This is a genomic window from Pedobacter foliorum, assembly GCF_013266735.1.
GTDB lineage: Bacteria > Bacteroidota > Bacteroidia > Sphingobacteriales > Sphingobacteriaceae > Pedobacter > Pedobacter foliorum.
In genome coordinates this window covers 1-14,241 of sequence record NZ_JABSNU010000022.1, presented here as the reverse complement: position 1 = coordinate 14,241, position 14,241 = coordinate 1, and the positions used below count along the sequence as shown (strand labels likewise).

Genomic DNA, 14,241 nt, shown 5'->3' with positions numbered 1-14,241 from the left:
TGTTGGTGATGATGGTGCGAGCCTAGTATTGGAAGAAATACGATAAAGTGATAGCGACAATTATGTTTATACCGCCGTCATCCTGAATTTATTTCAGGACCTCGCACTAGTTAGGCTTCCTTTCTCTTGAGAGGTCCTGAAATAAATTCAGGATGACGATAGTAAAAAAAGTAATCGTGTAAAAATGACCATATACAAAAGCGCCTGTATCAATATTATTGATACAGGCGCTTTTGTAAAATTTTAAACTCTTAACTGTTAAATTTTTAACCGTTAAACGTTAAAACGGAAGTGCATAATATCTCCGTCTTCAACAACGTAAGTTTTTCCTTCAACGCTTAGTTTTCCGGCATCTTTACATGCATTCTCAGAACCTAGAGTTACGAAGTCATTATATTTAATTACCTCAGCACGGATAAATCCTTTTTCAAAATCTGTGTGAATTACACCGGCAGCCTGAGGCGCAGTAAATCCTTTTGTAATCGTCCAGGCTCTTACTTCCTGTACACCGGCTGTAAAGTAAGTGTATAGGTCTAATAATCTGTAAGCAGCGCGGATTAGTTTATTTACACCCGACTCAGTTAAGCCTAAATCAGCAAGGAATTCCTGACGTTCTTCATAGCTTTCAAGCTCAGCAATCTCAGATTCAATTTTAGCAGAAATAACCAATACCTCAGCGTTTTCATCTTTTACTGCTTCTTTAACACGCTCAACATAAGCATTGCCATCTATAACTGAATTCTCATCAACGTTACAAACGTACATTACCGGTTTTTGAGTAAGTAAGCCTAAATCCTGAATAAATTCAAAATCTTCAGCTGCAACTGCTGCCGAACGAACAGATTTACCACTCTCAACGTGAGTTTTTATAACACTTAGAATATCGAAAGTTCTTTTGGCATCTTTATCAGTTTTAGCCATTTTTTCAACCTTCTGAATACGTTTTACAACAGTATCCAAATCCTTAAGCTGTAATTCAGTATCAATAATTTCTTTATCACGGATAGGGTCTACCGATCCATCAACGTGAATCACATTTCCATCATCAAAACAACGTAAAACGTGAATGATCGCGTTTGTTGCTCTAATGTTACCTAGAAACTGATTACCAAGACCTTCTCCTTTTGAAGCTCCTTTAACCAAGCCGGCGATGTCTACAATTTCAATTGTATTCGGTACAATTCGGTTAGGGTTTACGAGTTCTGCAAGTTTAGTTAATCTATCATCCGGAACAGTAATAACACCAATATTTGGTTCGATAGTACAGAAAGGGAAGTTCGCAGCCTGAGCTTTTGCGTTAGATAAACAGTTAAATAAAGTAGATTTTCCAACATTTGGTAAACCAACTATACCACATTGTAATGCCATGTATGTTTTTTTCTTGATTTGGCGCAAAGGTATCAATTTTTTAAAAATATTCTTTATGTTTAGGCAAGCTAAAAGCCTTTAAAAAAACAATACAATTAAACATGGAAGATTTTGAGAAAGAAAATCCTGAGGAAACAACACAAAATGAACCTCAGGAAGTAGAAGAAGTTTTGTTGACTGTAACAGAAGACATTCGTAGTTACATATACGAAACAGCCAGGTGGACCAAATTTCTATCTATCGTAGGCTTTGTATTAACCGGAATCATGATCCTGTTTTCATTTAGTACAGGAGCAATAATAACTGCAATGAACGTCAGCTTAGGGGGTGCAGCAAATAACCCTTGGGCAGCATTTGGAGGAGGTTTCCTTACAGTTTTGGTTCTGTTATTTGCTTTGCTTTATTTTTACCCAAGCTTGTTATTGTTTAAATATGCTAATTCGGCAAAACAGGCCGTATTATTTGGAGATCAGCCGGCGCTAAGTGTAGCAATGGGCAAAATGAAGTCGTTCTTTAAGTTTTGGGGTATCATTACCATTACCGTATTAGGTCTTAATACTATTTCTTTCCTTTTGGGAGTTGTAGCTCTTTTAGGTGCAGGTAGCGTAGCCTCTTAATCTAAGCACAAAACATATTTTACAAGGTTCCGTTAGCATATATCGGAACCCTGTTTTCTATAGTATGTTTAAAACTCCTGATTTCCTTTTTTAATAAACTCTCAAAGTAAGGATTTAATAATCTGGCTAAACCTAGGCCAACCCCTCCAATAGGAGGATGATAAGATAAAACCACCTTTAAAATTGTACCTGTTTTATCGGCTGTTTCAGTAAATTTAACCCGGCCAACATGACTTATCAATGAACTTGGAGAAGAACGCCATCCAATTAAACGATTCGGTTCATCCTTAATAATCTCTGCATCCCAGTCTATCGAAAATAAGCTGCCCATTACATTGGTTTTCCAATGAGACAGGTTTTCATCAATCACCTCCACATTTAGCAAGTGCTTAATACTTCCCGGAAGGTTATTTAAATCGCGCCAGTAAGCGTACACTTCATTGGCAGGTCTATCTATTTCAAATTCGCCCCTAATATTTATTGCTCTCGGTTTATTGCTATCAATGCCAAGTTTTTCATAAAAGAAACATCTGCCTGTAAACCCTCTGTAAGCCATGTAAGCCCCATATAAAAACTGCGCTTTAAGTGGGCGTCTTATACCTCTGGTCATTAAAATACCGCTTAACAGTACCGAAACCATACGCTCTGTAAGACCTATGTTCTCGTAATGATGCTTTTCAATGGAGAATTTTCCCGACCTAAGTTTCAAATTAGTTTCATGTGTTTTCATTAGATGGCTCATTTTATTGGCTATAATTACAGAATAACAGTTCTGTAATAGATAAGTTTTAATATTTGCCGAAATCGTTTATTTTTATGACAAAATCATAGAATTTTTAACACCACTTTAATCGCAATTTTAAAGTTCTTATCTAACCATACACAATGAAACTATTAAAAACCTATTCCGCTGCGGCTTTATGTTCATTATTGTTTACTGCAAACAGTTATGGGCAATCAAGCGTAGCAGCACCTAAACCTTATGGTGCGGTTCCTAACAAAAATCAGTATGCGTGGCAACAAATGGAATATTATATGTTTATCCATTTTGGCCCAAATACATTTACAGATAAAGAGTGGGGGCATGGCGATGAAGATCCAAAGGTATTTAATCCTAAAAAACTAGATGCTCGCCAGTGGGCACGTACAGCAAAAAATGCAGGTATGAAAGCAATCATCATTACGGCTAAACACCATGATGGTTTTTGCCTGTGGCCAAGTAAATTCAGTAAACATACTGTTAGAGAAAGCGCTTGGAAAGACGGCAAGGGAGATGTGTTAAAAGAACTATCTGCAGCCTGTAAAGAGTACGGTTTAAAATTCGGAGTTTACTTATCTCCATGGGATCGTAACCACCCTGAATACGGTACTCCTAAATACAATGATGTATTTGCCAATACACTTAATGAAGTACTGAGCAATTACGGAAGTGTTTTTGAGCAATGGTTTGATGGTGCAAATGGAGGCGAGAAAAAGCAAGCTTACGCCTGGCCTAAGTTTTATAATGTAGTTCGTAAAAACCAACCTCAGGCAGTAATATTTAGTGATATCGGTCCGGATATTCGTTGGATGGGTAATGAAAGAGGTGTTGCAGGAGAAACCAATTGGTCTACCTTAAATACTGATGGCTTTGGAGTAGGAGCAGAGGCTCCAGAAGGTAAAGTGCTTAATACAGGAAATGAGAATGGTAAATACTGGATTCCTGCGGAGGTTGATGTGTCTATCAGACCAGGTTGGTTTTATAGTGCCAATACCGATAATCAGGTTAAAACACTTGATCAGTTAGAATCTATTTACAACACTTCAGTTGGACGTAATAGTAACTTGTTGTTAAATGTGCCGGTAAATCGTGATGGTTTAATCCACCCAACGGATTCTACCAGATTAATGGAATTCAAAAAGTATCTTGATGTAGCTTACAAAACTGACCTTGCAAAGGGTAAAAAAGTAACAGTAAGTAACATCAGAGGAAAAGACAAGAAGTTTACTGCGCAAAACTTAACCGACGGAAACAACGAGACTTATTGGAGTACCGATGATCAGGTTAAAAATGCAGTGATTACTATCGATTTGGGTAAAGAGACTGAATTAAACCGTATTGTACTTCAGGAGTATATTAAACTAGGGCAAAGAGTTAAATCTTTCTCTGTAGAATATCTGGAAGGATCTGAATTTAAACCTTTAGATACTCAAACTACTATTGGACATAAAAGAATTTTAGTATTCCCAACTGTAAAGACCAGCAAAATCAGGGTAAACATTTTAGAATCAAATGCCTGCCCGGTACTTTCAAGCGTACAACTTTACAAAGCACCGGACTTATAGGCATTAGTTCTGGGGTACAGATGGTAAACTTAAATGCTTAACCTTTTTTTGGTATGCCCAATAGACAACTATTGGGTATACAAATAGGTTAAACAAAGTATTGGTTATTAAACCTCCAATAACCACAATTGCTAAAGGTTTAGAAGCTTCTGAACCTATTCCTGTTGATAATGCAGCTGGCATTAAACCAATTGCAGCCATTAGCGCTGTCATAATTACCGGACGCATCCTGCTGGCAACACCATCTCTCAGTGCATCAGCAAAAGTCCAATCAGGACGATGTTTTAACTCAACCATGTTGCTTTTAAATCGGGTAATCAGAATTACACCATTCTGCACACATATTCCAAACAAGGCAATAAACCCAATCCCTGCCGAAATATTAAAGTTTACTCCGGTAGCCAGCAGGGCAAGTATGCCACCAATCATGGCAAACGGCACATTGTTTAATACCAATAATGAATCTTTGATGTTTCCGAACAGTACAAACAGGATGAAAAATATAAGTAACAAACTGATAGGTACAGCTTCCGACAAACGACTGGTAGCTCTTTGTTGGTTTTCAAAATCACCTGCCCATTCCAGTTTATATTCTTTAGGAAGTTTAATTTGAGCCTTTACTTTTGCTTGTGCTTCGGCAATAACACTTCCCATATCTCTACCTCTTATCGAAAATTTAATAGCTCCATAGCGTTCGTGTTTATCCCTGTAAATGATACTAGGGCCTGTAATTTTACGAATAGTAGAAATCTCACTTAAAGGGACTTTAGCGCCAGAAATAGTAGGGATGCGTAAGGCTCCAATTGAAGCTTCATCTTTTCTGAAGTCTTCAGGATAGCGGATTCTAAGATCAAACTTTCGCTCTCCTTCATAAATCTGGGTGGCTGCTTTACCGCCAATAGCCATTTCTATAATAGAGTTTGCATCCTCAGTTCTAACTCCATACAGAGCCATTTTGCTTTGATCCAGGTTGATCTGCAATTCAGGCTGACCTAAATTTCTAAGAATCCCTAAATCTTCAATTCCGTTAACTGTTTTTAGGATGTTAAATATTTGTTGTTCATGCTTTTCAATAAAGGTATAGTCGTTGCCAAACATTTTAACAACAATAGACCCCTTTACGCCAGATACCGCTTCTTCTACGTTATCAGAAATAGGCTGAGAAAAGTTTAAGCTAATACCGGGGTAGCCTTTCAGTTTTTCCTGCATACGCTCTACCAGTTGCTCTTTGGTTTGCTTGCGTTTCCATTCCGATTTAGGATAAATGTCGACCAGGAATTCCATATTGTAAAATCCGGTAGCATCGGTGCCGTCATTTGGCCTGCCGGTTTGCGAAATCACCTGTTTTACCTCCTCAAAGCTTAAGAATATCTTACGCATTTCGTTTGAAAGCTTTTTGGTTTCATTCAACGAAACGCTTAGCGGGGCACTTGCTCTTACATATATCGATCCCTCATCTAGCGTAGGCAAAAACTCTGTACCTAAAAATTTAAAGCTAAACAGTCCAACCACAAGTATGGCCATAGCTATACCAAATACAAGCTTTCGGGCTTTAAAACATGCCGTGTAAACTCGCATCACAACTTTTGTGAGAAACTCTAAAAATATATTGTGTTTCTCTTTAACGTTCTTTCTCAGCAATACACTGGCCATTGCGGGCACAAGTGTAAAGGTTAATAATAGCGCACCTAACAATGCAAAACTGAGTGTCCATGCCAATGGTGAGAACATTTTACCCTCTACCTTTTCGAAAGTGAAGATTGGCATTAAACCGGTAATGATAATCAGCTTGGCAAAGAAAATACCCTTTCCATTTTCCAGACAAGCTCTTTTAATGATACCCAATTTACTCATCCGGTTAAATTTCTCTGTACCGTTTTTATGGGAGTTGTAATCGAGGGCCACAAAAATCCCTTCAACCATTACTACCGCACCATCTATGATGATCCCGAAATCTATGGCTCCCATAGACAGTAAATTGGCCGACATTCCCTTTAGTTTTAAACAAATAAAGGCGAAGAGGAGTGCCAATGGGATAATTACCGAAACAATCAATGTGGTTCTCCAGTCGGCCATAAATAAGAACACAATCAGAGTGACAAAAATGATCCCCTCAAGCATGTTGTGCATTACCGTATGAGTGGCAAAGTTTACCAGATCCTCACGGTCATAAAATGGACTTATCTTTACATCACCCGGTAAAATGTTTTCATTTACATCCTTAATTTTCTCTTTAAGGTCGTGTATTACCTCACTTGGATTTTCGCCTTTGCGCATAACAACTATGCCCTCAACAACATCAGGATCATGATCTCTACCAACTTGCCCTAACCTTGGTAAGGCCGATTCTGTAACCTCGGCAATGGTTTTAACATATACCGGCGTGCCATTAAAGTTATCTATAATGATGTTCTTGATCTCATCGATGTTGTTTAAAACACCAATTCCGCGAACTACATAAGCTTGTCCGCTTTGCTCAATTACATCACCACCAACATTAATATTGCTCTTAGAAACAGCATCAAAAAGCTCAGTTGCGGTAACCCCATACTGTAAAGATTTCTGAGGATCAACGGTGATTTGGTAGGTTTTAACTTCTCCACCAAAGCTTACCACATCGGCTATGCCGGGTACAGAAAGCAGTTCACGTTGTACCACCCAATCCTGCAAGGTTTTTAGTTCCCGAACAGATTTCTTATCACTCTTAAGTGTATAGCGGAAAATCTCTCCTGTAGGACCATATGGAGGTTGTACTTCTGGTTTTGCACCAGAAGGGAGGTCGGCCTCATCCAAATGATTGTTAATTTGTACCCTTGCAAACTGATAGTCAACATTGTCTTCAAAGGTGACTTTAACTATCGATAATCCAAATAGAGAAGAAGAGCGGATACTTGTTCTTTTCTCAGTAGGGTTCATCGCAATTTCGAGTGGTCGGGTAACAAACTTTTCAACCTCTTCGGCACTACGACCGGGCCATTGTGTTATAATGGTTACGTTGGTGTTAGTTACATCCGGAAAAGCCTCAATAGTAGTGTTCTTGAAACTTAGATATCCCGCCAGCACTAAAATAAAGGTGGCAAAAAATACGAAGTATTTATTTTTAAGGGAAAAGTTTATGATCGACTTAATGAATTGATTCATTACTGTAAGTTAAGTGGTTATTGAGGTTTCAAACTGTCGTACAGAAATAGTTGTTTAGAGGCAACAACCCGGTCGCCGGCATTAAGGCCCTTGCTGATGTAAGCCTTGTCTTCAAACTTTCTACCTATTTCTATTTCCTGAATGCGTACTTTTTTTACAGGATCAAGTACCAGTACGTAGTATTTATTGTTGTCAAAAATGAGACAATCTGTACTTACCACCGGCAAAGTTGCACCATTTCGGGTGGCAATTTGTACAGTTGCCATCATTCCCGGTTTCAATAAATAACCGGGGTTATCAATCACTACGCGTGCATTCATTACCTTACTGTCATTGTCTAATATGTTGTATATCTTACTTATTTTACCTTTAAATGCCTTGTCTGGATAAGATAGGATTGAAATGTTAACCTCATCGCCCTCTTTAATTTTGGAGATGTCTGATTCGTAAATATTAACCAAAGCCCATACGTCAGAAAGGTCGGCTATGGTAAATAAGTTTGCATTATTGTCTGGTCTAACCTGCATATTGCTGGTTACGTTTTTATCGATAATGAAACCAGATATTGGTGCCTTTAATGCATAAGTACCATTTTTATTGCCTCCATTTAATGATAAAATAGATTTGCTTCTTTTGTCTTCGGCCTGTTTAACCAGCAAATCATTTTTTGCCTGATCAAGATCTCTTTCCGAAGCCAATCCGCTTTTAAACATATCCTCAGTAAGTTTTACGCTGCGTTGGGCATTCCTTAACTCTGCCGAAGAGCTGATGGCTTCCTTATCAAAGCCTGCCATTTCAGCACTGGTCATGGTGGCTAGTAGTTGTCCTTTACTTACACGATCACCAAGTTTGGCCGGAACATTTTGAACCAAACCACTTACCATAGGGTAAACTTTAGACATCCGTTCTTCGTTGGCCGTAATCTTTGCCGAGAAATTAAGGTCGGCCTGGTTATTAGCACCCTGTACCGTATCTATTTCCAGTCTTTTCAATAAAGAGTCTGTAACTACAAAATTATCCTCCTTAGGAACCTCTTTTGACTGCTCCGAGCAGCTTGGTAAAAGTATAACAGCGGCAGAGAAAACAGTGATCGCGCCGATTGTTTTAATGATTTTTTGCATGTGTGCGTTATTTAAAAATGGTTGATCCGGTAACAAAATTGATTTCTTCCTTGGCGTTCATCCGCTCGTATTTTAGCGTGTTCATTTGCAGCGTATTCGCTTTGTAAGAATCATAGAAATCCATAAACTCTAGTAAGCTGATGTTTCTGTTTTTAAAGTTTTTAATCACTTCTACAATCAGTTTGTCAAAATCAGAATTGAAATTGCTATCAAAACCACGGTATAGTTTTTCTGTCCTTAGTGCCGAAGCATAACTGTTATACACTTCATTTTCCAGAATTGCTTCTTGCTGATTTAGATTAGAACGCCCTTCGTCAATTGCAATTTTCGCCTTCTTTATTTCTCCCTGATTTCTGTTAAATAAAGGGATTGGAAGTTTTATTCCGATACCTGTATACTTGTCTGGATAACCACCTCTGCGGTCATAAGTAAGAGACAGCTCTACATCAGGTACAGCATTGGCCTTTTGTAATCTTAAGTTGTTTTCCGCATATGCGATTCCTGTTTTAGCCAGCTGAAGATCTGCACGATAGGTTATTGCTGTATCAAGTAGGTTGCTATATGCTTTTTTATCCGGCTGATAATTGTTTTCCTCATCTGCAGAAACAACTAAAGCAAGATTTGCATCAGGCTTGATGTTTGTCATTAGTTTAATCTGAGTTTGCAGGTCTTCAATATCATTAAGCAGACTGTTGTATTCGCCTTGCAGACTGTATAAAAGAGATTTAATCCTTATGATATCCTTCATGGCAACATTTCCCATCTTTAATTGTTGCTCATTAGCGCTCAATAAAAGTTTTAAGGAATTAATCTGCTCCAGATACACTTTGGCAGATTGCTGATCATAATAAGTCTTGTAAAAAGTAGAACTGAGCGTATAACGCAAGGTGCGCATCAAATCGAAATATTCATATTCGGCCAGTTTAACTCCAGTTGTAGCCAGCTTAATATTTTTATTACGCTTACCGGCAAGCTTAATCATTTGAGATAGAGCACCCTGATATTGCCCCGTAGTACTATTCGTTTGGAGGAATTTCTTCGTGTCTTTGTTGTATAGGATATTCTCGTAACTGATTTCAGGATTGTCAAATAAGCGAGCAGTTATCACATCGGCTCTTGCCTGATCCGTTTGGTATTGCTTGGCTATTAGCTGGTAGTTGTTCTTTACGAAAAGACTTTCGGCATCCTGTAAGCTTAACTTAATCGAATCTGTTGCTTGTGCAGAAGCTGCGGTCGCAGAAAATAAGAGCAGTAAACAGCTTAAAAAGGTATTGAATCTAAAAGGTATCATGACCATTTGTATAATGTTTGGTCAAACCTACTTTAGATGAATTAAACTGAAATTAAAGAGAAATTAAAATCGGGTTAAAATGGAGGGAACACCACGTGGAAGGTAGTGCCTTCGTCCTTTTGTGACGATACTGTGATTGTTCCGCGGTAAAGTGTAATGATTTTATGAGCCATATATAAGCCCATTCCATTGCCGGTATGTTCGGGTTTGGTAGAGGAACTGTAGAACGGATTAAAGATATTATTTAGCTCTGCAGCGTCTATTCCTACACCTGTGTCAGCAATAAAAATATGGATGCCATCTTCTTTAACATCAAGCGTGCATTTTACAGGTTGCGAATCCGAAAACTTAAAAGCGTTGGAAATGAGGTTGTCAATGGCAATTTGCAATAGGGTAGGGTTGCAGGAAATGGTTAGCTGATCTTCATCCATTGGAAGATCTTTCATTTCAACTACCAATTTATAGGCATCCGATTTTTGATTCCATTCTTGTTGAAGCCTCCATAGCATTTCATCAATACGCACTTTTTCTAGATGAGTAGAGCCGTATTCCAAATCAGCCTGAGCAAGCTTAAGTAAACTGCTAATAATGTCTTCCAGCTTTTCAGCGTCCTCAAGTACTGATGTTAGGGCTTTTTGGTATTCTTCCTTACTACGGTCTTGAGAAAGCGCGATTTCAGTTCCAATAATCATTCTTGTGATAGGCGTTCTGAGTTCATGCGACGCATTAGCTACAAAAGTTTTTTGCAAAATAAAGGATTGCTCCAAATGCTCCATCAGGTTGTTAAAGTTCTGTGCCAGTAGGTATATTTCGTCTTTATTAGCACCTTCCTGTACCCTAAAATGCAGGTTGTTAGATTTAATGAGCTTAACCTGATCTATGAAAAGATTTAGAGGGAGGAGTATTTTTTTTGCAATCCATCGTGCAGAAAGCAAAAGCCCTACAAAGATGACAAGGAAAATGGCTCCCATTATTTTCAGAAGTTTATCTACTCTTGAAATGGTGCTTTGATCGATCGCAGAGGCAAGTATTACAAAATCACCTTGATTGTCTTTATAGTAAATACCAACTACTTGTCGGTTTCCATCTTTAAACCTGATTTTTTTATATCGCCTAACCTTTTCGATAGTTTCATGATTCCAGTATTGCTGATCATCGCCAATAAACGTTGCGTCATTTTTGCTATTGTATATACGGATTACCTCTCCGTTTAGCTTTTCGAGGTACTGCTCACGTACACGGGTTAGAGAGTCTGTCGATATTTCATCGGCTTCCAGATAAAGTTTTGCCGTAACCATAGTCCGATCTGTAAGTCGGGCAAAAAACTCGGCCTGCATAAATTTTATGAAAGTAAAATATACGGCAGAAAGCACGCAAAGTAACACCAATGTGCTGATTAGCGTAAAGTATAATGCCAGCCGATCTTTTATTTTCATGCCTCCTTTAGGATATAGCCCATCCCAATTTTTGTGTGTATCAGTCGCTTATCAAATCCCTTTTCAATCTTCTTTCTAAGGAAGTTGATATAAACATCAATTACATTGGTTCCTGTATCAAAACTAATGTCCCATGCGTTTTCTGCAATGTACTGTCGGGATAGTAATCTGTTGGGGTTTTTTAAAAACAGTTCTAAAAGGATGTATTCTTTAGCCGTAAGTTCAATTGGTATTCCGGCCCTTTTAACAGATTTACTATACGTATCCATAGTAATATCAGCAAAATTGAGGGTGTTTTGACCGTCCGGTTTTTTATCGCTTCTCCTTAAGAGCGCTTCCAAACGAGCCAGTAGTTCTCTGAAGTGAAATGGTTTAAGCAGATAATCATCGGCACCGGAGCTTAAGCCAATTACTTTGTCTTCAATAGAGCCAAGAGCTGTGAGTATAAGGATAGGGAGGTTTTTGTTCTTTGTCCTCAATTCGCGACAAACTTCTATTCCGTTTAAGCCGGGCATCATAATATCAAGTATTACCAGATCATACTCATGATCTTTAAATTCTGCAAGAGCCAAACTGCCATCATGAATAGGGGTAACATGGTATTGATGTTCTTCTAGCCCGCTTTTTATCAAGGCGGCTATTTTTACATCATCTTCTGCTAATCCAATTTTGAACATATCTCGCAAATATATAGTATTTGTTAATTTATAATAATGCAAATGTATTAGAGTTTTATTAGGAGTGAATTTTAATTATTAAGTAATACTGAGGCTGTTACTAAGGTTTTGCCAGGGCTTTAACAGGGCTTAGGCCCTATCAAGGCCCTAGCAACGCCCTAGTAAGGCCCTAACAACGCCCCCAAAACATAAACTGGAAATTCAGCTTGAATTGAACATGTCTTAAAGAATATTTTTCTTAATTAATTGGAACTTAATGTGATTAGTCGAAAAATCTCCGTACCTTCGCGCAAATTTTATGAAGAAGATAGTTGATTACAGGAAGTTATTGGGTGTACAGAAGGATGCCGAATTAAAAGAATTAAAAACCATTTATAGGGGTTTAATGAAAGATTGGCACCCTGACAAGTTTCAGGATAGCGAAGAAGCTAAATTAGAAGCAGAAACCAAAAGCAAAGAAATTATTGAAGCTTACCATTTCCTGGTTAGCATTGCTCCGGAAACGCTTGCGCTTTCGCTTGATGAATATACTCAAACTACTGCAACTTGTGGTATTGCTGATTATAGCTGGGCAGGTTTAGTGTTAACCGTTCATTTTCTTGATGGCAGTGCTTACGAATACTTCGGTGTTCCTAAAGCTGTTTATGTAAAATTAGTAAATGCTGATTCGCCGGGTAGGTTTGCACGCAGACATATTTTTGGCTCTTTCCCTTACAGAAATATTGTAAAACTGGAAACAGCTTAAGTTTAAAATTCATATCTGAATTATATAGATCGCTACGCCCTTAGCATTAAAAAATGCCAAAGGTGTAGCGATTTTTGCTTTTAATCCGTTTTAGCTGCAAAACTTAAAACATGGATATGAAAGTGTATTTTTTGGTGATTCTTGCTTTTACAACTGTAGGTTTCTATTCCTGCGAGAAACAAAAATCTGAACCAAATATTGAGCAAAAACTGATTGGGAATTGGGAGCTTAAGTTTTCGAGGGGCGGTTTTACAGGAGAAACTAAACCGGCCGAAGAAGGGAAAAGGTCTGTTTTGGCATTTAAATCTAAAGATACCTATCAACAGCTGGAAAATGGAAATCTTGTTAAGGAAGGTAAATACGAGTTCTCAACAATAAAAAGCATTTATTCCGGACAAATTGAAACCGCAATATCATTTAATGAAGTTGATACACCTGCTAAAGAAATAAGAAAGTATGTAGTGTCTTTAAGAAAGGACTCATTATTTCTTAGCGATAATTATTACGACGGATATAGTACGCTTTATTTGAGGGTAAAATAATTCAATTTACTTTTTTATCTTTAAGTATTAAATCCATCAACTTAAATTATTGCCATGAGAAAATCAGCACTTTATTTAGCACTTATAGCTTTGCCTTTGGCATTTAGCTGTACCCAGGGAGGAAATAAAACTTCGGAACTGAAAGATAGTACCAAAATGGATACTGCAGATGCCCAGGTTAGTAAAGAATGTTTTATTGCTATAGATGGGGTAGATACTGCACATCTGAATGTAGTGACTTCTGCTCAGGGAAAAGTTACAGGTGGTTTGGTTATAAAATATCTGGAAAAAGGAACCAACGATGGCTTAATTGCCGGGAAATTTAGTGGGGATACATTGTTTGTTGATTACACCTTTAAGATTGGCACAAACAAAACCATTTATAAAAATCCGTTGGCGTTATTGAAAAAAGACGGCAAATTGGTGTTGGGTGTTGGTCAGATTGAAACTTCATTAGGGAAATCGTATTTTGTAAAAGGAAAGCCGATCAATTTTGAAAGAGGCAGATTCACTTTTGCACCAACGGAATGTAAATAGGATAGGATAGGATAGGATAGGATAGGATAGGATAGGATAGGATATCGCAAAAAGAGGGAGGCAAAAAGGTTTAACTACGATTTGGTTCCCCTCAATCGTCATCCTGAATTTATTTCAGGATCTCTCAAGAGAAAGAAAGCCCTGCTAGTGCGAGGTCCTGAAATAAATTCAGGATAGCGAGCGACTATCAACATAGCGAGCGATTATCAACATGGCGGGTGATTATCAACATGACGAGTGACTGTCAATGGGATGAAAAAAAAGGAGCCTGTATCATAAATCGTGATACGGGCTCTTTTGCGTCTACCTGTATTCCTATAGTCTTGATTATTAACAATTTAAGTTGTTTTTTTTCGTTTTAAATTTGATTTAACTTATTGATTTTCATACATTTATGATGTAAATCAGTAGTAGATATGGCCAACAAGAAACCCGTTTTTA

At 37.9% G+C, this 14,241-nt stretch carries 12 protein-coding genes; 5 read left to right on the top strand and 7 right to left on the bottom strand.

Annotated elements, in window-relative coordinates:
- Positions 1-273: 273 nt before the first annotated feature.
- Complete coding sequence (ychF, locus tag HQN83_RS24055; protein WP_173094130.1) at positions 274-1,368, bottom strand: redox-regulated ATPase YchF; 1,095 nt, start codon at positions 1,366-1,368, stop codon at positions 274-276.
- 101 nt (positions 1,369-1,469) lie between these two features.
- Here ychF and HQN83_RS24050 point away from each other — a divergent pair, with 101 nt between their 5' ends.
- On the top strand, positions 1,470-1,985 hold the full coding sequence (locus tag HQN83_RS24050; RefSeq protein WP_173094128.1) for a hypothetical protein: 516 nt from the start codon (positions 1,470-1,472) through the stop codon (positions 1,983-1,985).
- 19 nt (positions 1,986-2,004) lie between these two features.
- Here HQN83_RS24050 and HQN83_RS24045 read toward each other — a convergent pair whose 3' ends face one another.
- A complete protein-coding gene (locus HQN83_RS24045) occupies positions 2,005-2,715 on the bottom strand; it encodes an SRPBCC family protein (RefSeq protein WP_173094126.1) in 711 nt (236 codons plus the stop codon).
- 155 nt (positions 2,716-2,870) lie between these two features.
- Here HQN83_RS24045 and HQN83_RS24040 point away from each other — a divergent pair, with 155 nt between their 5' ends.
- Positions 2,871-4,310 carry an alpha-L-fucosidase gene (locus HQN83_RS24040; protein ID WP_173094125.1) on the top strand — a complete coding sequence of 480 codons (1,440 nt, stop codon included), beginning with the start codon at positions 2,871-2,873 and terminating at the stop codon, positions 4,308-4,310.
- A gap of 3 nt (positions 4,311-4,313) precedes the next feature.
- Here the strand turns inward: HQN83_RS24040 and HQN83_RS24035 are convergent, their stop codons facing one another.
- The 5 genes from HQN83_RS24035 to HQN83_RS24015 all read right to left on the bottom strand — a co-directional run bounded on the left by HQN83_RS24035 (position 4,314) and on the right by HQN83_RS24015 (position 11,976).
- Entirely contained in the window at positions 4,314-7,451 is a 3,138-nt protein-coding gene (locus HQN83_RS24035) for an efflux RND transporter permease subunit (protein ID WP_173094123.1), read from the bottom strand.
- Positions 7,452-7,468: 17 nt separating this feature from the next.
- Entirely contained in the window at positions 7,469-8,572 is a 1,104-nt protein-coding gene (locus HQN83_RS24030) for an efflux RND transporter periplasmic adaptor subunit (RefSeq protein WP_173094121.1), read from the bottom strand.
- A 7-nt stretch (positions 8,573-8,579) separates the two neighbouring features.
- Complete coding sequence (locus HQN83_RS24025; protein WP_246254576.1) at positions 8,580-9,863, bottom strand: TolC family protein; 1,284 nt, start codon at positions 9,861-9,863, stop codon at positions 8,580-8,582.
- Positions 9,864-9,937: 74 nt separating this feature from the next.
- A complete protein-coding gene (locus HQN83_RS24020; RefSeq protein WP_173094117.1) occupies positions 9,938-11,299 on the bottom strand; it encodes a sensor histidine kinase in 1,362 nt (453 codons plus the stop codon).
- Positions 11,296-11,976: a response regulator transcription factor gene (locus tag HQN83_RS24015; RefSeq protein WP_173094115.1), complete on the bottom strand. Its 681-nt coding sequence runs from the start codon at positions 11,974-11,976 to the stop codon at positions 11,296-11,298. The genes HQN83_RS24020 and HQN83_RS24015 overlap by 4 nt, the downstream gene beginning before the upstream one ends.
- Positions 11,977-12,274: 298 nt before the next feature.
- On the opposite strand from HQN83_RS24015, the gene HQN83_RS24010 reads away from it, so the two are divergent.
- From HQN83_RS24010 to HQN83_RS24000, 3 genes are all read left to right on the top strand, one after another.
- Complete coding sequence (locus HQN83_RS24010; protein ID WP_068886564.1) at positions 12,275-12,721, top strand: KTSC domain-containing protein; 447 nt, start codon at positions 12,275-12,277, stop codon at positions 12,719-12,721.
- Positions 12,722-12,837: 116 nt separating this feature from the next.
- Positions 12,838-13,263 (top strand): hypothetical protein, encoded by a 426-nt coding sequence (locus HQN83_RS24005; RefSeq protein ID WP_173094113.1) that lies wholly within the window; start codon positions 12,838-12,840, stop codon positions 13,261-13,263.
- Positions 13,264-13,317: 54 nt separating this feature from the next.
- Entirely contained in the window at positions 13,318-13,800 is a 483-nt protein-coding gene (locus HQN83_RS24000; protein ID WP_173094111.1) for a hypothetical protein, read from the top strand.
- Positions 13,801-14,241 lie beyond the last annotated feature (441 nt).

Excerpts from the sequence above, each read along its gene's own strand:
- HQN83_RS24040 (WP_173094125.1), top strand. The coding sequence starts at position 2,871 with ATGAAACTATTAAAAACCTATTCCGCTGCGGCTTTATGTTCATTATTG.
- HQN83_RS24020 (WP_173094117.1), bottom strand. The coding sequence starts at position 11,299 with ATGAAAATAAAAGATCGGCTGGCATTATACTTTACGCTAATCAGCACA.
- ychF (WP_173094130.1), bottom strand. The coding sequence starts at position 1,368 with ATGGCATTACAATGTGGTATAGTTGGTTTACCAAATGTTGGAAAATCT.
- HQN83_RS24030 (WP_173094121.1), bottom strand. The coding sequence starts at position 8,572 with ATGCAAAAAATCATTAAAACAATCGGCGCGATCACTGTTTTCTCTGCC.
- HQN83_RS24035 (WP_173094123.1), bottom strand. The coding sequence starts at position 7,451 with ATGAATCAATTCATTAAGTCGATCATAAACTTTTCCCTTAAAAATAAA.
- HQN83_RS24015 (WP_173094115.1), bottom strand. The coding sequence starts at position 11,976 with ATGTTCAAAATTGGATTAGCAGAAGATGATGTAAAAATAGCCGCCTTG.
- HQN83_RS24005 (WP_173094113.1), top strand. The coding sequence starts at position 12,838 with ATGAAAGTGTATTTTTTGGTGATTCTTGCTTTTACAACTGTAGGTTTC.
- HQN83_RS24050 (WP_173094128.1), top strand. The coding sequence starts at position 1,470 with ATGGAAGATTTTGAGAAAGAAAATCCTGAGGAAACAACACAAAATGAA.
- HQN83_RS24025 (WP_246254576.1), bottom strand. The coding sequence starts at position 9,863 with ATGATACCTTTTAGATTCAATACCTTTTTAAGCTGTTTACTGCTCTTA.
- HQN83_RS24045 (WP_173094126.1), bottom strand. The coding sequence starts at position 2,715 with ATGAAAACACATGAAACTAATTTGAAACTTAGGTCGGGAAAATTCTCC.
- HQN83_RS24000 (WP_173094111.1), top strand. The coding sequence starts at position 13,318 with ATGAGAAAATCAGCACTTTATTTAGCACTTATAGCTTTGCCTTTGGCA.
- HQN83_RS24010 (WP_068886564.1), top strand. The coding sequence starts at position 12,275 with ATGAAGAAGATAGTTGATTACAGGAAGTTATTGGGTGTACAGAAGGAT.